General features: G+C 70.0%; 19 protein-coding genes. All 19 read left to right on the forward strand.

Annotated features, from left to right (window positions below):
* Positions 1–32: 32 nt before the first annotated feature.
* The 19 genes from AB0L33_RS13030 (at position 33) to atpD (ending at position 20,317) form a co-directional block, all read left to right on the forward strand.
* Positions 33–1,343, forward strand: a complete 1,311-nt coding sequence (locus AB0L33_RS13030; protein WP_365680569.1) for a homoserine dehydrogenase — start codon at positions 33–35, stop codon at positions 1,341–1,343.
* 6 nt (positions 1,344–1,349) lie between these two features.
* On the forward strand, positions 1,350–2,420 hold the full coding sequence (gene thrC / locus AB0L33_RS13035; protein WP_073963920.1) for a threonine synthase: 1,071 nt from the start codon (positions 1,350–1,352) through the stop codon (positions 2,418–2,420).
* A 295-nt stretch (positions 2,421–2,715) separates the two neighbouring features.
* Positions 2,716–3,633 carry a homoserine kinase gene (thrB, locus tag AB0L33_RS13040; protein ID WP_365680572.1) on the forward strand — a complete coding sequence of 306 codons (918 nt, stop codon included), beginning with the start codon at positions 2,716–2,718 and terminating at the stop codon, positions 3,631–3,633.
* Positions 3,634–4,037: 404 nt separating this feature from the next.
* Positions 4,038–6,050, forward strand: coding sequence for a transcription termination factor Rho (gene rho, locus AB0L33_RS13045; protein WP_365680574.1), 2,013 nt, complete (start codon positions 4,038–4,040; stop codon positions 6,048–6,050).
* A 286-nt stretch (positions 6,051–6,336) separates the two neighbouring features.
* Entirely contained in the window at positions 6,337–7,437 is a 1,101-nt protein-coding gene (locus AB0L33_RS13050) for an LCP family protein (RefSeq protein WP_365680576.1), read from the forward strand.
* A 154-nt stretch (positions 7,438–7,591) separates the two neighbouring features.
* The gene (gene rpmE, locus AB0L33_RS13055) at positions 7,592–7,816 is read left to right on the forward strand and encodes a 50S ribosomal protein L31 (RefSeq protein WP_018102644.1); all 225 of its coding nucleotides are present in this window, start codon (positions 7,592–7,594) and stop codon (positions 7,814–7,816) included.
* 150 nt (positions 7,817–7,966) lie between these two features.
* A complete protein-coding gene (prfA, locus tag AB0L33_RS13060) occupies positions 7,967–9,043 on the forward strand; it encodes a peptide chain release factor 1 (RefSeq protein ID WP_143619759.1) in 1,077 nt (358 codons plus the stop codon).
* Between the two features lie 48 nt (positions 9,044–9,091).
* Positions 9,092–9,937: a peptide chain release factor N(5)-glutamine methyltransferase gene (gene prmC, locus AB0L33_RS13065; RefSeq protein ID WP_018102642.1), complete on the forward strand. Its 846-nt coding sequence runs from the start codon at positions 9,092–9,094 to the stop codon at positions 9,935–9,937.
* 55 nt (positions 9,938–9,992) lie between these two features.
* A complete protein-coding gene (locus AB0L33_RS13070) occupies positions 9,993–10,640 on the forward strand; it encodes an L-threonylcarbamoyladenylate synthase (RefSeq protein ID WP_365680579.1) in 648 nt (215 codons plus the stop codon).
* The gene (locus tag AB0L33_RS13075; RefSeq protein ID WP_073963914.1) at positions 10,637–11,278 is read left to right on the forward strand and encodes a protein-tyrosine-phosphatase; all 642 of its coding nucleotides are present in this window, start codon (positions 10,637–10,639) and stop codon (positions 11,276–11,278) included. The genes AB0L33_RS13070 and AB0L33_RS13075 overlap by 4 nt, the downstream gene beginning before the upstream one ends.
* Before the next feature lie 91 nt (positions 11,279–11,369).
* The gene (locus tag AB0L33_RS13080) at positions 11,370–12,791 is read left to right on the forward strand and encodes an MraY family glycosyltransferase (protein WP_365680582.1); all 1,422 of its coding nucleotides are present in this window, start codon (positions 11,370–11,372) and stop codon (positions 12,789–12,791) included.
* 260 nt (positions 12,792–13,051) lie between these two features.
* On the forward strand, positions 13,052–13,489 hold the full coding sequence (locus AB0L33_RS13085) for a hypothetical protein (protein ID WP_365680584.1): 438 nt from the start codon (positions 13,052–13,054) through the stop codon (positions 13,487–13,489).
* Between the two features lie 226 nt (positions 13,490–13,715).
* Entirely contained in the window at positions 13,716–14,537 is an 822-nt protein-coding gene (gene atpB, locus AB0L33_RS13090; RefSeq protein WP_143619749.1) for a F0F1 ATP synthase subunit A, read from the forward strand.
* 67 nt (positions 14,538–14,604) lie between these two features.
* Positions 14,605–14,853, forward strand: coding sequence for an ATP synthase F0 subunit C (gene atpE / locus AB0L33_RS13095; protein WP_018102636.1), 249 nt, complete (start codon positions 14,605–14,607; stop codon positions 14,851–14,853).
* A gap of 37 nt (positions 14,854–14,890) precedes the next feature.
* Positions 14,891–15,436 (forward strand): F0F1 ATP synthase subunit B, encoded by a 546-nt coding sequence (locus AB0L33_RS13100; RefSeq protein WP_018102635.1) that lies wholly within the window; start codon positions 14,891–14,893, stop codon positions 15,434–15,436.
* Entirely contained in the window at positions 15,433–16,248 is an 816-nt protein-coding gene (locus AB0L33_RS13105) for a F0F1 ATP synthase subunit delta (protein ID WP_365680587.1), read from the forward strand. The genes AB0L33_RS13100 and AB0L33_RS13105 overlap by 4 nt, the downstream gene beginning before the upstream one ends.
* A 137-nt stretch (positions 16,249–16,385) precedes the next feature.
* The gene (gene atpA, locus AB0L33_RS13110; RefSeq protein ID WP_143619743.1) at positions 16,386–17,957 is read left to right on the forward strand and encodes a F0F1 ATP synthase subunit alpha; all 1,572 of its coding nucleotides are present in this window, start codon (positions 16,386–16,388) and stop codon (positions 17,955–17,957) included.
* Between the two features lie 3 nt (positions 17,958–17,960).
* Positions 17,961–18,875: a F0F1 ATP synthase subunit gamma gene (locus AB0L33_RS13115; protein ID WP_164399147.1), complete on the forward strand. Its 915-nt coding sequence runs from the start codon at positions 17,961–17,963 to the stop codon at positions 18,873–18,875.
* Positions 18,875–20,317 (forward strand): F0F1 ATP synthase subunit beta, encoded by a 1,443-nt coding sequence (gene atpD, locus AB0L33_RS13120; protein ID WP_073963908.1) that lies wholly within the window; start codon positions 18,875–18,877, stop codon positions 20,315–20,317. Before AB0L33_RS13115 ends, atpD begins: the two co-directional genes overlap by 1 nt.
* Positions 20,318–20,319 lie beyond the last annotated feature (2 nt).

Genomic DNA, 20,319 nt, shown 5'->3' on the forward strand with positions numbered 1-20,319 from the left:
CCGTACTACAGGTGTAAAGGAAACGAGGTCGGATGATGCGTACGCGTCCGCTGAAGGTGGCGCTGCTGGGCTGTGGTGTGGTCGGCTCAGAGGTGGCGCGCATCATGACGACGCACGCCGACGACCTCGCCGCGCGCATCGGCGCACCGGTGGAACTCGCCGGTGTCGCCGTCCGCCGGCCCTCCAAGGTGCGCGAGGGCATCGACCCCGCGCTGATCACCACGGACGCGACCGCCCTCGTCAAACGCGGCGACCTCGACGTCGTCATCGAGGTCATCGGCGGCATCGAGCCCGCCCGCACCCTGATCAGGACCGCCTTCGAGCACGGCGCGAGCGTCGTCTCCGCCAACAAGGCCCTGCTCGCCGAGGACGGCGCGGCCCTGCACGCCGCCGCCGAGCAGCACGGCCGGGACCTCTACTACGAGGCCGCCGTGGCCGGTGCCATCCCGCTCGTACGGCCGCTGCGCGAGTCCCTGGCCGGCGACAAGGTCAACCGGGTGCTCGGCATCGTCAACGGCACCACCAACTTCATCCTCGACAAGATGGACACCAGCGGCGCCGGCTACTCCGAGGCGCTGGACGAGGCCACCGCCCTCGGTTACGCGGAGGCCGACCCCACCGCCGACGTGGAGGGCTTCGACGCCGCCGCCAAGGCCGCCATCCTCGCCGGGATCGCCTTCCACACCCGGGTCCGCATCGGCGACGTGCACCGCGAGGGCATCACCGAGGTCACCGCCGCCGACATCGCGTCCGCCCGCCGCATGGGCTGCACCGTCAAGCTCCTCGCCATCTGCGAGCGCGCCGCCGACGGCGCCTCCGTGACGGCCCGCGTGCACCCCGCGATGATCCCGCTCAGCCACCCGCTCGCCTCCGTGCGCGAGGCGTACAACGCGGTCTTCGTGGAGGCCGAGGCGGCCGGGCAGCTGATGTTCTACGGCCCCGGCGCGGGCGGCGCTCCCACCGCGTCCGCGGTCCTCGGCGACCTCGTGGCCGTCTGCCGCAACAAGCTCAACGAGGCCCCCGGGCCCGGCGAGTCCGCGTACACGCGCCTGCCGGTCAGCCCCATGGGCGACGTCGTCACGCGGTACCACATCAGCCTCGACGTGGCCGACAAGCCGGGCGTGCTCGCCCAGGTCGCGACGGTCTTCGCCGACCAGGGCGTATCCATCGATACGGTCCGCCAGCAGAGCCGGCCGGACAGTCAGGAAACCGACGGCGAGGCATCGCTCGTCGTCGTCACCCACCGCGCGCCCGACGCCGCCCTCTCCGGGACCGTCGAGGCGCTGCGCAAGCTCGACACCGTGCGCGGTGTCGCCAGCATCATGCGTGTTGAAGGGGAGTAAGGACCCATGACCACCAAGGGCACCCACCAGTGGCGCGGCATCATCGAGGAGTACCGGGACCGTCTCCCGGTCACGAGCACGACGCCGGTCGTCACGCTCCGTGAGGGCGGTACGCCGCTCGTCCCCGCTCAGGTCCTCTCCGAGCGCACGGGCTGCGAGGTGCACCTCAAGGTCGAGGGCGCCAACCCCACCGGGTCCTTCAAGGACCGCGGCATGACCATGGCCATCACCCGGGCCAAGGAGGAGGGTGCGCAGGCCGTCATCTGCGCCTCCACCGGCAACACCTCCGCCTCGGCCGCCGCCTACGCGGTCCGGGCCGGCATGGTCTGCGCGGTCCTCGTGCCGCAGGGCAAGATCGCGCTGGGCAAGATGGGCCAGGCGCTCGTGCACGGCGCCAAGATCCTTCAGGTCGACGGCAACTTCGACGACTGCCTGACGCTGGCCCGCTCGCTCTCGGACAACTACCCGGTCGCGCTGGTCAATTCGGTCAATCCGGTCCGTATCGAGGGCCAGAAGACCGCCGCGTTCGAGATCGTCGACGCCCTCGGCGACGCCCCGGACATCCACGTCCTCCCGGTCGGCAACGCCGGCAACATCACCGCGTACTGGAAGGGCTACACCGAGTACGCGGGCGACGGCATGTCGACGCACAAGCCGCGCATGTGGGGCTTCCAGGCGTCCGGCTCCGCGCCCATCGTGCGCGGCGAGGTCGTCAAGGACCCGTCGACCATCGCCACCGCGATCCGGATCGGCAACCCGGCCTCCTGGAACTACGCGCTGGCCGCGCGCGACGAGTCGGGCGGCTTCATCGACGAGGTAACGGACCGTCAGATCCTGTCCGCTTACCGGCTGTTGGCCTCCCAGGAGGGCGTCTTCGTGGAGCCCGCGTCGGCCGCGTCCGTCGCCGGTCTGCTCAAGGCCGCCGAGGAGGGCAAGGTCGACCCCGGCCAGCGCATCGTCTGCACGGTGACCGGAAACGGCCTCAAGGACCCCGACTGGGCCGTCGCGGGCGCCCCGCAGCCCGTCACCGTCCCGGTCGACGCGGCCGCCGCCGCCGAGAAGCTGGGCCTGGCGTAAGCACGTAACGCCTCACCCCGGGCCGGTCCGCACGACGGCCCGGGGCGGGCGACGACTCGTCAGAAAAGGCGTCCTACCGGCCCTTTCCGGCAACGAGAGCGCACCGCGGGCGTGCGACACGCATCGTGCGCCTCCTGTGCGCCCTATGTCGCCACAGAACCTTCCTTCGATAAGCTGTACCCAACCCGCCCCGCCGCGTCTGCCGGGGTGCCCCGGGCCGTTGCGGCTCCCCCGAAGAACCCCCGCCCGCAGCCCCCGGAATCCCCGCCGCCTCACAAGGAGAGTCGTCACAGCGATGGCCGGTCCCGCCTTCCGAGCCGCCGCCGTCCGGGTGCGCGTCCCCGCGACCAGCGCCAACCTGGGCCCCGGTTTCGACGCCCTCGGCCTGTCGCTCGGCCTGTACGACGACGTCGTCGTCCGCGTCGCCGACTCCGGACTGCACATCGACATCGCCGGTGAGGGCGCGGACACCCTGCCCCGCGACGAGAAGCACCTGCTCGTACGGTCCCTCCGCACCGCCTTCGACCTGCTCGGCGGGCAGCCCCGCGGCCTGGAGATCGTCTGCGCCAACCGCATCCCGCACGGACGCGGCCTCGGCTCCTCCTCCGCCGCCATCTGCGCCGGAATCGTCGCCGCCCGCGCCGTGACGACCGGCGGCGACGCCCGGCTGGACGACGCCGCCCTGCTGGAGCTCGCCACCGAGATCGAGGGCCACCCCGACAACGTCGCGGCCTGCCTGCTCGGCGGATTCACGCTCGCCTGGATGGACGGCGCATCAGCCCGCGCGATCAGGATGGATCCCGCTGAATCCATCGTTCCGGTGGTTTTCGTCCCCGGCAAGCCGGTACTCACCGAAACCGCCCGCGGCCTCCTGCCGCGCACCGTCCCGCACGTCGACGCCGCGTTCAACGCCGGCCGTGCCGCCCTCCTCGTAGAGGCCCTGACCAGGCGCCCCGAGCTGCTGCTCACGGCCACCGAGGACCGGCTGCACCAGGACTACCGCGCGCCCGCCATGGCCGAGAGCGTCGAACTCGTGGCCCGGCTGCGCGCCGAGGGCGTCCCCGCGGTCATCTCCGGCGCGGGACCGACGGTGCTGGCCCTGGCCGGGGACGGCGAGGCCGACAAGGTCGCGGCGCTGGCGGGCGAGGGATGGGCGGCCAACCGGCTCGCTCTCGACGCGCAGGGCGCGAGCGTCCTGCCACTGACGCCGTAGCCGCGAGGCCACTGGCCGAGAAGTGATTGCCGGTGAGTGAGAGGGGGAATGTTTGTTGGAGCCGGTAGTGTTAACCTCAAGTCTGCAATCGACGTCCATGAGGCGCGTTGCTTCGTGTCCCCTTCGGGACCACCATTTCTTCCGGGAGCCTCCCCAACTGCCTGAGCAGCCTGCCTGAGCAGTTGCGAGCACGCTCCGGAACCGGCACGACACCCCTCGCTCGTCCAGGAGTGGGACCGAGCAGGGGGATGCTCGCGCCGGGCACATGCACACCTCATCTCTCCGCCGTTCCATCCGGCGGACCACCGCCCCGGCACGGGCCGCACCAACCGAGGACCGCAGCCGGACAGCACAACCGGTCGCCGAGCCAGAAGGCCGACGTCCGCTCCAGGGAAGGACCCTTCGTGAGCGACACCACCGATCTGATGGGCGTGACTGCCGACAAGAACGTCGACAGCGCCGCGCCCGCCGAAGGTGCTGCCACTGGCACCACCGCACGGCGCCGCCGCTCCGGCACCGGCCTTGAGGGCATGGTCCTGGCCGAGCTGCAGCAGGTCGCGTCCGGCCTCGGCATCAAGGGCACCGCGCGGATGCGCAAGAGCCAGCTGATCGAGGTCATCAAGGAGGCCCAGGCCGGCGGCGGCTCCTCCGCCCCCAAGGCCAAGGCCGCCGCGGCCCCCGCCGAGGGCGCCGAGACCAAGCCGAAGCGCCGCGCCACCTCCAAGGCCCGCACCGGCTCCGACGAGGCCCCGGCCGCCGCGCCCGCCGACAAGGCCACGGCCCAGCAGCAGATCGACATCCCGGGCCAGCCGGCCAGCGACGACCAGCCCGCGGGCGAGCGCCGTCGCCGCCGCGCCACCGCGCAGGCGGGCAGCCCGGAGAGCAAGCCGGACGCCAAGGCGCAGACCAAGGACCGCGCCCAGGACGAGCCGAAGCAGGAGCAGAAGCACGAGGCGCCCGCCGAGGACCGCTCCGCCGAGTCCAAGGCCGAGGCCGGCGCGGACAACGCCGAGGGCCGCCGGGGCGACCGCCAGCGCGGGGACCGGGGCGAGCAGCGCCGCGACCGCCAGCGCGACGGCCGGCGCGGCAAGGGCGACGACCAGGGCGGCAACCGGCGCCAGGGCGGCGGCGGCCAGAACCAGGGCGGCAACAACGGCCCGCAGGACGACGGCTACGACGACGAGGGCGGCCGGCGCGGCCGGCGCGGGCGCTACCGCGACCGCCGGGGCCGTCGTGGGCGCGACGACTTCGCCGACGCCCCGCCCGTCACCGACGACGACGTCCTGATCCCCGTCGCGGGCATCCTGGACATCCTCGACAACTACGCGTTCATCCGTACCTCCGGCTACCTGCCCGGCCCGAACGACGTGTACGTCTCGCTCGCCCAGGTCCGCAAGAACGGCCTGCGCAAGGGCGACCACGTCACCGGCGCGGTGCGCCAGCCCAAGGACGGCGAGCGCCGCGAGAAGTTCAACGCGCTGGTCCGCCTCGACTCGGTCAACGGCATGGCGCCCGAATCGGGCCGCGGCCGCCCCGAGTTCCAGAAGCTGACGCCGCTCTACCCGCAGGACCGGCTCCGCCTGGAGACCGACTCCAACGTCCTGACGACGCGGATCATTGACCTGGTCGCCCCCATCGGCAAGGGCCAGCGCGGTCTGATCGTGGCGCCGCCGAAGACCGGCAAGACCATGATCCTCCAGGCCATCGCCAACGCGATCACGGTCAACAGCCCCGAGTGCCACCTGATGGTCGTCCTCGTGGACGAGCGTCCGGAAGAGGTCACCGACATGCAGCGGTCGGTGAAGGGCGAGGTCATCTCCTCGACCTTCGACCGCCCCGCAGAGGACCACACCACGGTCGCCGAGCTGGCCATCGAGCGCGCCAAGCGCCTGGTCGAGCTGGGCCACGACGTGGTCGTCCTGCTGGACTCGATCACCCGCCTGGGACGCGCGTACAACCTCGCGGCCCCCGCCTCCGGCCGCATCCTGTCCGGTGGTGTCGACTCGACCGCGCTCTACCCGCCGAAGCGCTTCTTCGGTGCCGCGCGCAACATCGAGGACGGCGGCTCGCTGACCATCCTGGCCACCGCGCTCGTCGAGACCGGCTCGCGCATGGACGAGGTGATCTTCGAGGAGTTCAAGGGCACCGGCAACATGGAGCTCAAGCTCGACCGCAAGCTCTCCGACAAGCGGATCTTCCCGGCGGTGGACGTCGACGCGTCCTCCACCCGCAAGGAGGAAATCCTGCTGGGCGGCGAGGAGTTGGCGATCGTCTGGAAGCTGCGCCGGGTGCTCCACGCGCTGGACCAGCAGCAGGCCATCGAGCTCCTGCTCGACCGGATGAAGAAGACCCAGTCGAACGCGGAGTTCCTGCTCCAGATCCAGAAGACGACACCGGCCCCGGGCAACAACGACTAGTCGTCGCCCGCCGGCAGCACACAGGGCCGCCCCCGCACTTCCGGTGCGGGGGCGGCCCTGTGCCGTGGTCCGTTGCCGTTCCGAGACCTTCGCCACACGGACGGCGTCGCGCGGCGCCTTCGTACGACCGTGGCACGGTCCAAGAAACCGCAGGTGAGCGCCCGAATTCCGGCCGGCGCCGCTCCCGCGCGAGCCGTTCCGGACCCACACGGGGGACACAGCCGCCTGTGCCACGCTTCTTGTCGCCGCCGACGCAAGGGGGTAGCCGACCGAACGAGGGAGACGCATGAGCGAGCGAAGCGGGAGCAACGGCCGAATACGGGCCACCGGCAAACGCCGGAAGAAGCCGTCCCGCGGCCGCAGGGCGAAGCGCGTGGCCCTCTGGAGCCTGGCCGGTGCGGTCGTGGTGGGCGGTGCGGGTCTCGGCTACGCGTACGTCCACCTCAACGGCAATCTCCAGGCCGTCGACATCAACACCGCGCTCGGCAAGGACCGCCCGGAGAACGTCGACAACGGCTCCGAGGACATCCTCGTCCTGGGCTCCGACTCCCGTTCCGGCGCGAACGGCGAGTACGGCGCGGACGAGGGCGCGGCCCGCTCGGACACCGCGATGGTCGTCCACGTCAACAAGGGACACAAGACCGCGAGTGTGGTCTCCATCCCGCGCGACACCCTCGTCACCCGGCCCGACTGCACCGGCGACGTCAGCGGCGACCCCGTGCCCGGGCAGCAGCGCGCCATGTTCAACACGGCGTACGAGGTCGGCGGACCGGCCTGCGCGGTCAAGACCGTCGAATCCATGTCCGGCATCCGCATGGACCACTACCTCGAGGTCGACTTCACCGGCTTCAAGAAGCTGATCGACAAGCTCGGCGGCGTCGAGATCACCACCACCAAGGCGATCGACGACCCGGACAGCCACCTGGACCTCGAACCCGGCACCCACACCCTGAACGGCGAGCAGTCCCTCGGCCTCGTCCGCACCCGGCACAGCGTCGGCGACGGCAGCGACCTCGGCCGCATCCAGCTCCAGCAGGCGTTCATCAAGGCGCTGATGCAGCAGGTCAAGAGCGTGGGCGTGTTCGACGGCACCAAGCTGTACGGCATCGCGGACACCGCCACCAAGGCGGTCACCACCGACTCCGACCTCGGCTCGGTCACCGAACTCGCGGGCTTCGCCAAGGGCCTCAAGGGCCTCGGCTCCGACCACGTGAACATGGTGACCCTGCCCGTCCAGTACGACCCCGCCGACCCGAACCGCGTCATCCCGCTGGAGAAGGCCGACCGGCAGGTCTGGGACGCGCTGAACGCCGACAAGCCGGTCCCCGCGTCCGCGACGAAGCAGTCGGCGGGCGACAAGGGCGACGCGAGCACGATCGTGCGGTGACCCCGGCCCCCGGTCGTGTCCGGGGGAATACCCGGCCGTCCACCCTGGTTTTGGGAGATGCGGCCGGTCCTGGCAGACTGGTACGTCGGCCCCGGTTCACGGACGCGCAATCCGCGCGTGCGACCCGGAGCCCTCCCGAACCTAGGAGACACCCTTGAAGCGCGACATCCACCCCCAGTACGTCGAGACGCAGGTCAGCTGCACCTGTGGCGCGTCGTTCACCACCCGCTCCACGCTGGACAGCGGCACCATCCGTGCCGAGGTCTGCTCCGAGTGCCACCCGTTCTACACGGGCAAGCAGAAGATCCTCGACACCGGTGGCCGTGTGGCCCGCTTCGAGGCCCGCTTCGGCAAGGGCGCCAAGGCCGCCGGCAAGTAGCGAGCCGTCCGCGCCGGTCCGCGGTGCCCTTTTCCGAGGGCGCCGTGGCCGGCGTTTTTTTCCGGTCCGGGCACGGGGTCTCCGTACCCCGGCCCCGGCAGGCACCCACCGGCCGGCAGGCACGACGAGCGAAGGAACCAGGAGCCCGAGATGTTCGAGGCGGTCGAGGAACTGATCGGCGAGCACGCCGATCTCGAGAAGCAGCTCGCCGACCCCGCGGTCCACGCCGACCAGGGCAACGCGCGCAAGCTCAACAAGCGCTACGCGGAGCTGAGCCCGATCGTCGCGACGTACCGCTCCTGGAAGCAGTCCGGCGACGACATCGAGACCGCCCGCGAGCTCGCCGCCGACGACCCCGACTTCGCCGCCGAGGTCAAGGAGCTGGAGCAGCAGCGCGAGGAGCTCACCGAGAAGCTCCGCCTCCTGCTCGTCCCCCGGGACCCCAGCGACGACAAGGACGTGCTCCTGGAGATCAAGGCCGGGGCGGGCGGCGACGAGTCCGCGCTGTTCGCCGGCGATCTGCTGCGCATGTACCTGCGCTACGCCGAGCGCGTCGGCTGGAAGACCGAGATCATCGACTCCACCGAGTCCGAGCTCGGCGGCTACAAGGACGTCCAGGTCGCCGTGAAGACCAAGGGCGGCAACGGGGCCACCGAACCGGGCCAGGGCGTCTGGGCCCGGCTGAAGTACGAGGGCGGGGTGCACCGCGTGCAGCGCGTGCCCTCCACCGAGTCCCAGGGCCGCATCCACACCTCCGCCGCCGGTGTCCTCGTGACGCCCGAGGCCGAGGAGGTCGACGTCGAGATCCACGCCAACGACCTCCGCATCGACGTCTACCGCTCGTCCGGCCCCGGCGGCCAGTCCGTCAACACGACCGACTCCGCCGTCCGCATCACGCACTTGCCGACCGGCGTCGTCGCCTCCTGCCAGAACGAGAAGAGCCAGCTCCAGAACAAGGAGCAGGCGATGCGCATCCTGCGCTCCCGGCTCCTCGCCGCCGCCCAGGAGGCCGCCGAGCAGGAGGCTTCGGACGTACGTCGCAGCCAGGTGCGTACGGTCGACCGCTCCGAGAAGATCCGGACGTACAACTTCCCGGAAAACCGGATCTCGGACCACCGCGTCGGCTTCAAGGCGTACAACTTGGACCAGGTGCTCGACGGCGACCTGGACGCGGTCATCCAGGCGTGCGTCGACGCCGACTCCGCCGCCAAGCTGGCCGCCGCCTGAGCCCACCGCCCGCCCCGCCCCGCTCGTGAACCCGTACGGAGAACCGCGATGAACCTGCTGCTCGCCGAGGTGGCCCAGGCCACCCAGCGGCTGGCCGACGCCGGTGTTCCCTCACCGAGATTCGATGCCGAGGAACTCGCCGCCTTCGTCCACGGCGTCAAGCGGGGCGAGCTGCACAACGTGCCGGACGCCGACTTCGACGCCCGCTACTGGGAGACCATCGCCCGCCGCGAGGCCCGCGAACCCCTCCAGCACATCACCGGACGGGCCTTCTTCCGCTACCTGGAGCTCCAGGTCGGGCCCGGCGTCTTCGTGCCGCGCCCCGAGACCGAGTCGGTCGTCGGCTGGGCCATAGACGCCGTCCGCGCGATGGACGTCGTGGAGCCGCTGATCGTGGACCTGTGCACCGGCTCCGGCGCCATCGCCCTCGCCATGGCCCAGGAGGTCCCGCGCTCCCGCGTGCACGCCGTGGAGCTCTCCGAGGACGCCCTGAAGTGGACCCGGAAGAACGCCGAGAACTCCCGCGTCACCGTCCACCGCGGCGACGCGCTCACCGCCCTGCCCGAGCTGGACGGCCAGGTCGACCTGGTCATCTCCAACCCGCCGTACATCCCGCTCACCGAGTGGGAGTACGTGGCGCCCGAGGCACGCGACCACGACCCCGAGATGGCGCTGTTCTCCGGCGAGGACGGCCTCGACACCATCCGGGGCATCGAGCGCACCGCGCACCGCCTGCTCCGCCCCGGCGGCCTGGTCGTCATCGAGCACGCCGACACGCAGGGCGGCCAGGTGCCCTGGATCTTCACCGAGGAACGGGGCTGGGCCGACGCGGCCGACCACCCCGACCTCAACCGGCGGCCCCGGTTCGCCACCGCCCGCAAGGCGATGCCGTGACCGGGGGCCGCCATCCCTACCAGCCCTACCCGTACATGCTTGAGGAGGCCGGCTGATGGCACGGCGATACGACTGCAACGACGCGACCGACCGCACGACGGGGCTGCGCGAAGCCGCGTCGGCCGTCCGCCGCGGCGAGCTCGTCGTGCTGCCCACCGACACCGTGTACGGGATCGGCGCGGACGCCTTCGCCTCCGAGGCGGTCGGCGACCTCCTGGAGGCCAAGGGCCGGGGCCGCAACATGCCCTCGCCGGTCCTCATCGGCTCCCCGAACACCCTGCACGGCCTGGTCACCGACTTCTCCGAACAGGCGTGGGAGCTGGTCGACGCGTTCTGGCCGGGCGCCCTGACGCTGGTCGCCAAGCACCAGCCCTCGCTCCAGTGGGACCTCGGCGACACCCGGGGCACCGTCGCCGTCCGGATGCCGCTGCACCCGGTCGCCATCGAGCTCCTCACCGAGGTCGGCCCGATGGCCGTGTCCAGCGCCAACCTGACCGGCCACCCCTCGCCGGAGACCTGCGACGCCGCCCAGGAGATGCTCGGCGACTCCGTGTCCGTCTACCTCGACGGCGGCCCGACCCCCGGCATCGTGCCCTCGTCCATCGTGGACGTCACCGGCAAGGTGCCCGTCCTGCTGCGCGCCGGGGCGCTCTCGGCGGAGGAACTGCGCAAGGTGGTACCCGACCTCGAGGTGGCCAATTGACCGCCCCCGAGGGGCGTGGCATAGCGGGGCGGCCCGACACTTTCCGCATCCTCCACGTCAGCACCGGCAACGTCTGCCGCTCGCCGATCACCGAGCGGCTGACCCGGCACGCCCTGGTGCACCGGCTCGGGGACCCGCTCCAGGGCGGGCTGATCGTGGAGAGCGCCGGGACCTGGGGCCACGAGGGCGCCCCGATGGAGGCCAACGCCGAGGTGGTCCTCGCCGACTTCGGCGCGGACGCCACCGGCTTCACCGGCCGTGAGCTGCTGGACGAGCACGTGATCCGTGCCGACCTCGTGCTCACGGCCACCCGCGACCACCGCGCCCAGGTCATCTCCATGGGCCACTCGGCCGGGCTACGCACCTTCACGCTCAAGGAGTTCACCAGGCTGGTCCGGGCCATAGACCCGGCCACCCTGCCCGACGCCCGCGAGGAGGGCGTGGTCGAGCGTGCCCGCGCCCTGGTCCGGGCCGCCGCCGCGCTGCGCGGCTGGCTGCTCGCCCCGACCGCGGACGCCGACGAGGTCCACGACCCGTACGGCGCCCCGATCACCTTCTTCCGGTCCATCGGCGACGAGATCAGCCAGGCCCTGGACCCGGTCGTCACGGCGCTGACCGGCGTCTCCGCGCCCCACTGACTTCTTCCGTGCAACCATCACGGCGGGCTCCGTGTCCTCAACCATGGGACCGACGTAGTTAAGGTGTGGGCTGAGATGGCCGGCGACAACTGTGGGGCAGCCCGTGCGTGATTACCTGCTGACACTCTGTGTCACGGCCGCTGTGACCTACTTGCTCACCGGCCCGGTGCGCAAGTTCGCCATCGCGGTCGGGGCGATGCCCGCGATCCGCGCGCGCGACGTCCACCGCGAACCGACCCCGAGGCTCGGCGGCATCGCCATGTTCGGCGGGCTGTGCGCGGGGCTCATCGTCGCCAACCACCTGGCCAACCTCGACGGGGTCTTCGAGCTCTCCAGCGAACCGAGAGCGCTGCTCTCCGGGGCTGCGCTGATCTGGCTGATCGGGGTCCTGGACGACAAGTTCGAGATCGACGCCCTGATCAAGCTGGGCGGGCAGATGCTCGCCGCCGCCGTGATGGTCCTCCAGGGCCTCACGATCCTCTGGCTGCCGATCCCGGGCGTCGGCACCGTCGCCCTCACCCCGTGGCAGGGCACGCTGCTCACCGTGGCGCTGGTCGTCATCACGATCAACGCGGTCAACTTCGTGGACGGCCTGGACGGGCTCGCGGCGGGCATGGTCCTGATCGCCGCCGCCGCGTTCTTCCTGTACACCTACCGGCTCTGGTACGGGCACACCATCGAGGCGGCCGCCCCGGCGACGCTGTTCTCGGCGATCCTGATGGGCATGTGCCTCGGCTTCCTGCCGCACAACATGCACCCCGCGCGGATCTTCATGGGCGACTCGGGGTCGATGCTCATCGGCCTCGTGCTCGCGGCCGGCGCGATCTCGGTGACCGGGCAGGTCGACCCGGACACGATGAAGATCTTCGAGGGCAGTGAGCGCCAGGCGACCCACGCGATGCTCCCGGTCTTCATCCCGCTGCTGCTGCCGCTGACCATCATCGCCATCCCGGCGGCGGACCTGGTGCTGGCCATCGTGCGGCGCACCTGGAACGGCCAGTCGCCGTTCGCCGCGGACCGGGGCCACCTGCACCACCGGCTGCTCAACATCGGCCACTCGCACAGCCGGTCGGTGCTGATCATGTACTTCTGGTCGGCGCTGATCGCCTTCGGCGCGGTGGGGTACTCGGTGCACTCGACGTCCCTGTGGATCGTGATCGTGATCGTGGGGCTGAGCGCGCTCGGGCTGATCCTGCTCCTGCTGCCCGCCTTCACCCCGCGCGCCCCGCGCTGGGCGGAACGCTTCGTGCCGCCGCGCTACCGCCGCAGACGGCGTCGTCCGGAGGAGCCGGGTGCCGCCGCGTCGGAGGAGGCCGCGGAGGGCCAACAGGGGGCCGTGGACGGCCAGATGGAGACGGGTGCGACGGGCGGGGCCGGGGGCGCCGCCGAGGAGCGTGAGGGGGCTTCCGGGGCGCCCGTCGCCGCGGGCGTCTCGGGCGTCAACGGAGCGACCGCCATCGGTCACCGTTCGCGGGCGGGGGACCGCCGAGCGGCCGGTTCCACCCGTCACTGAACCGGTCACCGGCACCCAATAGCAGACAAATCGAAGCGATACTTCGCTCACGCGTGCTCATTAGCCCTCACGTGTGACAGCAAGCACACTTTCTTGGTAAAGACCTCATCAAATAGTTTGTGATACCGTTCACGAAGCCCGGTGACGGAGCCGAAGGACCTGATGTAGCACGGTCCATCGGCCCGAGGCATCGACTCGGACCGGGCCTACGCTCGTCCATGACGACACACTGCCCACCCCCAGCAAGCGGAGCTGCCGCCATGCCGTCCAACGACGTCCGGACTCTCCTCCAGACCGCCGTACCCACCGCTGCCGCCGGCGCCGTAGCCGCCGCGATCAGCGCTGGCGTCGCCGGCGGCAAGGGAGCCCTGGGCGCGATCGTGGGGACGATCGTGGTCATCCTCTTCATGGGGATCGGACTCGTGGTCCTGCAACGGACCGCCCGGTCCATGCCCCACCTCTTCCAGGCGATGGGGCTCGCGCTCTACACGGCGCAGCTCCTGCTGCTGTTCATCTTCGTCGCCGTATTCAAGAACACCTCGCTGTTCAACCCGAAGGCGTTCGCGATCACCCTGGTCGCGACGACCCTCGTGTGGATCGGCGCACAGGCGCGTGCGCACATGAAGGCGAAGATCCTTTACGTGGAACCCGAATCCGACAAGGCCGAGAAGGCCGGGAAACCGGGGTCCGACGCGTGAAGGGTAGGGGCGGAATAAGTGCGGGGTCAGGACCCTGCTATCGTCCGGTTCCAACTGCGGCACTGCGGGCGCGTGCATGTGAGCTGACGCCTGCTCGATCGCGAGGCTCACATGCCTGACTGCCGCTCACACATCCGAAACACCAGTCCAGTGCCGAACCGCGGCTGCGCGCCGCGCCGACACAACGAGGTTGCCGTACCTATGCGCCACGCTGAAGGAGCCCGCGGTGAGTGCTGACCCGACACAGGTGCTCGCCTTCGAGACCGATTGCCACCTCTTCGACGGTTGTGGCTTTCCGGCACCCGGCCTGCACTCGTTCCTGTTCGAGCCCCTCTGGGGCGACGCGGACAGCAACTTGTACTTCAACAAGACGATGCTGCTGGCCCTGCTCGGCTCGGTGATCATCGTTGGCTTCTTCTGGGCCGCCTTCCGCAAGCCGAAGTTGGTGCCCGGCAAGCTCCAGATGACGGCCGAGGCCGGATACGACTTCATCCGCCGCGGCATCGTCTACGAGACGATCGGCAAGCGCGACGGCGAGAAGTACGTCCCGCTGATGGTCTCCCTGTTCTTCGTCATCTGGATGATGAACCTCTGGTCCATCATCCCGGTTGCCCAGTTCCCCGTGACGGCGATCATCTCGTACCCCGCGATCCTCGCCCTGATCGTCTACGTGCTCTGGGTCGGCCTGACCTTCAAGAAGCACGGCTTCGTCGGAGCCCTCAAGAACTTCTCGGGCTACGACAAGAGCCTCGGCGGGGTCCTGCCGCTCTCGATGACCATCGAGTTCTTCTCGAACCTGCTGGTCCGGCCGTTCACGCACGCGGTCCGGCTCTTCGCCAACATGTTCGCGGGCCACACGCTCCTGCTGCTCTTCACGATCGCCAGCTGGTACATGCTCAACGGCATCGGGATCGCCTACGCAGGTGTGTCGTTCGTGATGGTCATCGTGATGACCGCCTTCGAACTCTTCATCCAGGCTGTTCAGGCTTACGTCTTCGTGCTGCTGGCCTGCAGCTACATCCAGGGCGCTCTCGCCAAGGGCCACTGAGCACCCCACTCCTGAAGCACCCGGTGGCCAACCCCCACCGGACATTGAAAGAGAAGGAAGAACCGGCATGTCCGCTCTCCAGACCCTCGCCGCCGGCGTCGAAATCAAGGGCAACCTCGGCTCGATCGGTTACGGCCTCGCCGCGATCGGCCCCGGCGTCGGCATCGGCATCATCTTCGGTAACGGCACCCAGGCGCTCGCCCGTCAGCCCGAGGCTGCCGGTCTCATCCGCGCCAACCAGATTCTCGGCTTCGCCTTCTGTGAGGCGCTCGCCCTGATCGGTCTGGTCATGCCGTTCGTCTACCCGACCTCCTGACCGGTCGCGAACAGCCCATTCGACGGAAGGCACTGACGTGAACCCCCTGGTTCAGCTCGCGGCGGAGGAAGCGGAAAACCCGCTCATTCCGCCGATCCCTGAGCTCGTCATTGGCCTCATCGCTTTCGTCATCGTCTTCGGCTTCCTCGCCAAGAAGCTCCTCCCGAACATCAACAAGGTTCTGGAAGAGCGCCGCGAGGCCATCGAAGGCGGTATCGAGAAGGCCGATGCGGCCCAGACCGAGGCCCAGAGCGTTCTTGAGCAGTACAAGGCTCAGCTCGCCGAGGCCCGCCACGAAGCCGCTCGTATGCGCCAGGAGGCGCAGGAGCAGGGCGCCGTGATCCTGCAGGAAATGCGCGCCGAGGGCCAGCGCCAGCGCGACGAGATCGTCGCCGCCGGCCACGCCCAGATCGAGGCCGACCGCAAGGCCGCCGCCGCCGCGCTGCGCCAGGACGTGGGCAAGCTCGCCACCGACCTGGCCGGCAAGCTCGTCGGTGAGTCCCTGGAGGACCACGCCCGGCAGAGTGGCACCGTCGACCGCTTCCTCGACGAGCTCGAGGCGAAGGCCGAGGCCGTCCGATGAACAGCGCGAGCCGCGAGGCACTGGCTGCCGCACGCGAGCGTCTCGACGCGCTGACCGACTCCACGTCGGTCGACGCGGCGAAGCTCGCCGAGGACCTGGCCGGCGTCACGGCGCTGCTGCACCGCGAGGTGTCGCTGCGCCGGGTCCTGACCGACCCGGCGCAGCCGGGCGAGGCCAGGGCCGAGCTGGCAGGCCGCCTGCTCGGCGGCCAGGTGGGCGGCGAAGCCGTCGACCTGGTCTCCGGCATGGTCCGCTCGCGCTGGTCGCAGTCGCGTGACCTGGTCGACGCGGTCGAGGAGCTGGCGAACACCGCCGACCTCACCGCCGCCCAGCGCGCCGGCGACCTGGACGACGTCGAGGACGAGCTCTTCCGGTTCGGCCGCATCGTCGCCTCGGACACCGGCCTGCGTGCCGCGCTCACCAGCCGGACCGCGTCCCCCTCCGCCAAGGGCGAGCTGCTCCGCAGCCTGCTCGGCGGCAAGGCGCGGCCCGCCACCGAGCGCGTCATCGTGCGGCTTGTCACCCAGCCGCGTGGACGTAGCCTGGAAGCGGGACTCGACTCCCTCTCCAAGCTCGCCGCGGAGCGCCGGGAGCGCATGGTCGCGATCGTCACCTCCGCGGTGCCGCTCAGCGACCGGCAGAAGCAGCGCCTGGGTGCCGCCCTGGCGAAGATCTACGGCCGCCCGATGCACCTGAACCTGGACGTGGACCCCTCGGTCCTCGGCGGGATCGCGGTGCGGGTCGGCGACGAGATCATCAACGGCACCATCGCGGACCGCCTCGACGAGGCGACCCGCCGCATGGCCGGCTGACGCAGGCGCAGCGCAACAGAACAGAGCAAGACCAGCGGCCCGGTTGGGCCGTGCAGAAACTGCAGAAGATTCCTGGGGGTCGGCCCCCAGACCCCCTTAAGAAACTTCGGGCCCAACAAGGAGAGCAGGGAACCCAGATGGCGGAGCTCACGATCCGGCCGGAGGAGATCCGGGACGCGCTGGAGAACTTTGTCCAGTCGTACAAGCCGGACGCGGCCTCGCGCGAGGAGGTCGGTACGGTCAGCGTTGCCGGCGACGGCATCGCGAAGGTGGAGGGTCTGCCCTCCGCCATGGCGAACGAGCTGCTGAAGTTCGAGGACGGCACCCTCGGTCTCGCCCTCAACCTCGAGGAGCGCGAGATCGGTGCGATCGTCCTCGGCGAGTTCAGCGGCATCGAAGAGGGCCAGCCGGTGCAGCGCACCGGTGAGGTGCTCTCCGTCGGCGTCGGCGAGGGCTACCTCGGCCGCGTCGTAGACCCGCTCGGCAACCCGATCGACGGTCTCGGCGAGATCGCGACCGACGGCCGCCGCGCCCTCGAGCTGCAGGCCCCTGGCGTCATGGTCCGTAAGTCGGTGCACGAGCCGATGCAGACCGGCTACAAGGCCGTCGACGCCATGGTGCCGATCGGCCGCGGCCAGCGTCAGCTGATCATTGGCGACCGTCAGACGGGTAAGACCGCGCTGGCCGTCGACACGATCATCAACCAGCGCGACAACTGGCGCTCGGGCGACGTGAACAAGCAGGTGCGCTGCATCTACGTCGCCATCGGTCAGAAGGGCTCCACGATCGCGTCCGTGCGCGGTGCCCTCGAAGAGGCCGGTGCGCTCGAGTACACGACCATCGTCGCCGCCCCGGCGTCCGACCCGGCCGGCTTCAAGTACCTCGCGCCGTACACCGGTTCGGCCATCGGCCAGCACTGGATGTACCAGGGCAAGCACGTCCTGATCATCTTCGACGACCTCTCGAAGCAGGCCGACGCCTACCGCGCCGTCTCCCTGCTGCTGCGCCGTCCGCCGGGCCGTGAGGCGTACCCCGGCGACGTCTTCTACCTCCACTCGCGTCTGCTGGAGCGCTGCGCCAAGCTCTCCGACGACATGGGTGCCGGTTCGATGACGGGTCTCCCGATCGTCGAGACCAAGGCGAACGACGTGTCGGCGTTCATCCCGACCAACGTCATCTCCATCACCGACGGCCAGTGCTTCCTGGAGTCCGACCTGTTCAACGCCGGTCAGCGTCCGGCCCTGAACGTCGGTATCTCGGTCTCCCGCGTCGGTGGCTCCGCCCAGCACAAGGCCATGCGCCAGGTGTCCGGCCGCCTCCGTGTCGACCTCGCCCAGTACCGCGAGCTGGAGGCGTTCGCCGCCTTCGGTTCCGACCTGGACGCGGCCTCCAAGGCTTCGCTGGAGCGCGGTAAGCGCATGGTCGAGCTGCTGAAGCAGCCGCAGTACGCCCCGTTCCCGGTCGAGGAGCAGGTCGTCTCCGTCTGGGCCGGCACCAACGGCAAGATGGACGACGTCCCGGTCGAGGACATCCGCCGCTTCGAGACGGAGCTGCTGGAGTTCCTGCGCCGCGAGCGCAAGGACCTCCTCACCAGCATCCGCGAGGGCGCCAAGATGTCCGACGACACGCTGCAGGCGATCGCCGACGCCGTCGCCGCCTTCAAGCAGCAGTTCGAGACCTCGGACGGCAAGCTCCTGGGCGAGGGCTGATCGATGGGCGCTCAGCTTCGCGTTTACAAGCGCCGCATCCGCTCCGTCACCGCCACGAAGAAGATCACCAAGGCGATGGAGATGATCGCCGCCTCGCGCATCGTCAAGGCGCAGCGCCAGGTGGCGGCGTCGACGCCGTACGCCACCGAGCTGACCCGCGCGGTGACCGCGGTGGCGACCGGCTCCACCACCAAGCACCCGCTGACCACCGAGGCCGAGTCCCCGGCCCGGGCCGCGATCCTGCTCATCACGAGCGACCGCGGTCTGGCCGGCGGTTACTCCTCCAACGCCATCAAGGCCGCGGAGAAGCTGACCGAGCGGCTGCGCGGTGAGGGCAAGGAGGTCGACACGTACGTGATCGGCCGCAAGGGTGTCGCCTACTACGGGTTCCGCGAGCGCAAGATCGCGGACTCGTGGACCGGCTTCACCGACAGCCCGACGTACGCGGATGCCAAGCGGGCGGCCGCCCCGCTGATCGAGGCGGTGTCGAAGGAGACCGCCGAGGGCGGCGTCGACGAGCTGCACATCGTCTTCACGGAGTTCGTGTCGATGATGACGCAGAACCCGGTCGACGACCGGATGCTGCCGCTCAGTCTCGGTGCCACGGAGCAGGAGACCGGCAAGGGCGAGATCCTGCCGCTCTTCGACTTCGAGCCGTCGGCGGAGGACGTCCTCGACGCCCTGCTTCCGCGGTACGTCGAGAGCCGTATCTACAACGCGCTGCTGCAGGCCGCTGCTTCCGAGCACGCCGCCCGCCGCCGCGCGATGAAGTCGGCCACCGACAACGCCGGTGAGCTCATCAAGACGCTCTCCCGGCTTGCCAACGCGGCCCGCCAGGCCGAAATCACCCAGGAAATCAGCGAGATCGTCGGTGGTGCCAGTGCGCTGGCCGACGCGACCGCGGGGAGTGACAAGTAATGACGACCACAGTTGAGACGGCCGTTGCCACGGGCCGCGTCGCCCGGGTCATCGGCCCGGTCGTCGACGTGGAGTTCCCCGTCGACGCGATGCCGGACATCTACAACGCGCTGACCGTCGAGGTGGCCGACCCGGCCGAGGACGGCAAGCTCAAGACGCTGACGCTCGAGGTCGCCCAGCACCTCGGCGACGGCGTGATCCGCGCGATCTCGATGCAGCCGACCGACGGTCTGGTCCGCCAGGCCCCGGTCACCGACACGGGCACCGGCATCACGGTCCCCGTCGGTGACATCACCAAGGGCAAGGTCTTCAACACCCTCGGCCAGATCCTCAACAAGCCCGAGGCCGAGGCCGAGGTCACCGAGCGCTGGCCGATCCACCGCAAGGCGCCCAACTTCGACCAGCTCGAGTCCAAGACCGAGATGTTCGAGACCGGCGTCAAGGTCATCGACCTCCTCACCCCGTACGTCAAGGGTGGAAAGATCGGTCTGTTCGGTGGTGCCGGTGTCGGCAAGACCGTTCTGATCCAGGAGATGATCTACCGCGTCGCCAACAACCACGACGGTGTGTCGGTGTTCGCGGGCGTCGGTGAGCGCACCCGTGAGGGCAATGACCTCATCGAGGAGATGGCCGACTCCGGCGTCATCGACAAGACGGCGCTCGTCTTCGGCCAGATGGACGAGCCGCCGGGGACCCGTCTCCGCGTCGCCCTGGCCGGTCTGACCATGGCGGAGTACTTCCGCGATGTGCAGAAGCAGGACGTGCTCTTCTTCATCGACAACATCTTCCGGTACACCCAGGCCGGTTCCGAGGTGTCCACCCTGCTCGGCCGCATGCCGTCCGCAGTGGGTTACCAGCCGAACCTGGCCGACGAGATGGGTCTGCTCCAGGAGCGCATCACGTCGACCCGCGGTCACTCGATCACCTCGATGCAGGCGATCTACGTTCCCGCGGACGACCTGACCGACCCGGCGCCGGCGACCACCTTCGCCCACCTCGACGCGACGACGGTTCTCTCCCGTCCGATCTCCGAGAAGGGCATCTACCCGGCCGTGGACCCGCTGGACTCGACGTCCCGCATCCTCGACCCGCGGTACATCGCCGAGGACCACTACGCGGCGGCCATGCGTGTCAAGGGGATCCTGCAGAAGTACAAGGACCTCCAGGACATCATCGCGATCCTCGGTATCGACGAGCTGGGCGAGGAGGACAAGCTCGTTGTCCACCGTGCCCGTCGCGTCGAGCGCTTCCTGTCGCAGAACACCCACGTCGCCAAGCAGTTCACCGGCGTGGACGGTTCGGACGTTCCGCTCGACGAGTCGATCGCCGCGTTCAACGCCATCTGCGACGGTGAGTACGACCACTTCCCCGAGCAGGCGTTCTTCATGTGCGGTGGCATCGAGGACCTGAAGGCCAACGCCAAGGAGCTCGGCGTCTCCTGAGC

This window comes from Streptomyces sp. NPDC052299 (genome assembly GCF_040679335.1).
GTDB lineage: Bacteria > Actinomycetota > Actinomycetes > Streptomycetales > Streptomycetaceae > Streptomyces.

Coding starts and splice junctions, on each gene's coding strand:
- AB0L33_RS13030 (WP_365680569.1), top strand. CDS start 33: ATGATGCGTACGCGTCCGCTGAAGGTGGCGCTGCTGGGCTGTGGTGTG.
- thrC (WP_073963920.1), top strand. CDS start 1,350: ATGACCACCAAGGGCACCCACCAGTGGCGCGGCATCATCGAGGAGTAC.
- thrB (WP_365680572.1), top strand. CDS start 2,716: ATGGCCGGTCCCGCCTTCCGAGCCGCCGCCGTCCGGGTGCGCGTCCCC.
- AB0L33_RS13050 (WP_365680576.1), top strand. CDS start 6,337: ATGAGCGAGCGAAGCGGGAGCAACGGCCGAATACGGGCCACCGGCAAA.
- prfA (WP_143619759.1), top strand. CDS start 7,967: ATGTTCGAGGCGGTCGAGGAACTGATCGGCGAGCACGCCGATCTCGAG.
- prmC (WP_018102642.1), top strand. CDS start 9,092: ATGAACCTGCTGCTCGCCGAGGTGGCCCAGGCCACCCAGCGGCTGGCC.
- AB0L33_RS13070 (WP_365680579.1), top strand. CDS start 9,993: ATGGCACGGCGATACGACTGCAACGACGCGACCGACCGCACGACGGGG.
- AB0L33_RS13085 (WP_365680584.1), top strand. CDS start 13,052: ATGCCGTCCAACGACGTCCGGACTCTCCTCCAGACCGCCGTACCCACC.
- atpE (WP_018102636.1), top strand. CDS start 14,605: ATGTCCGCTCTCCAGACCCTCGCCGCCGGCGTCGAAATCAAGGGCAAC.
- AB0L33_RS13105 (WP_365680587.1), top strand. CDS start 15,433: ATGAACAGCGCGAGCCGCGAGGCACTGGCTGCCGCACGCGAGCGTCTC.
- atpA (WP_143619743.1), top strand. CDS start 16,386: ATGGCGGAGCTCACGATCCGGCCGGAGGAGATCCGGGACGCGCTGGAG.
- AB0L33_RS13115 (WP_164399147.1), top strand. CDS start 17,961: ATGGGCGCTCAGCTTCGCGTTTACAAGCGCCGCATCCGCTCCGTCACC.
- atpD (WP_073963908.1), top strand. CDS start 18,875: ATGACGACCACAGTTGAGACGGCCGTTGCCACGGGCCGCGTCGCCCGG.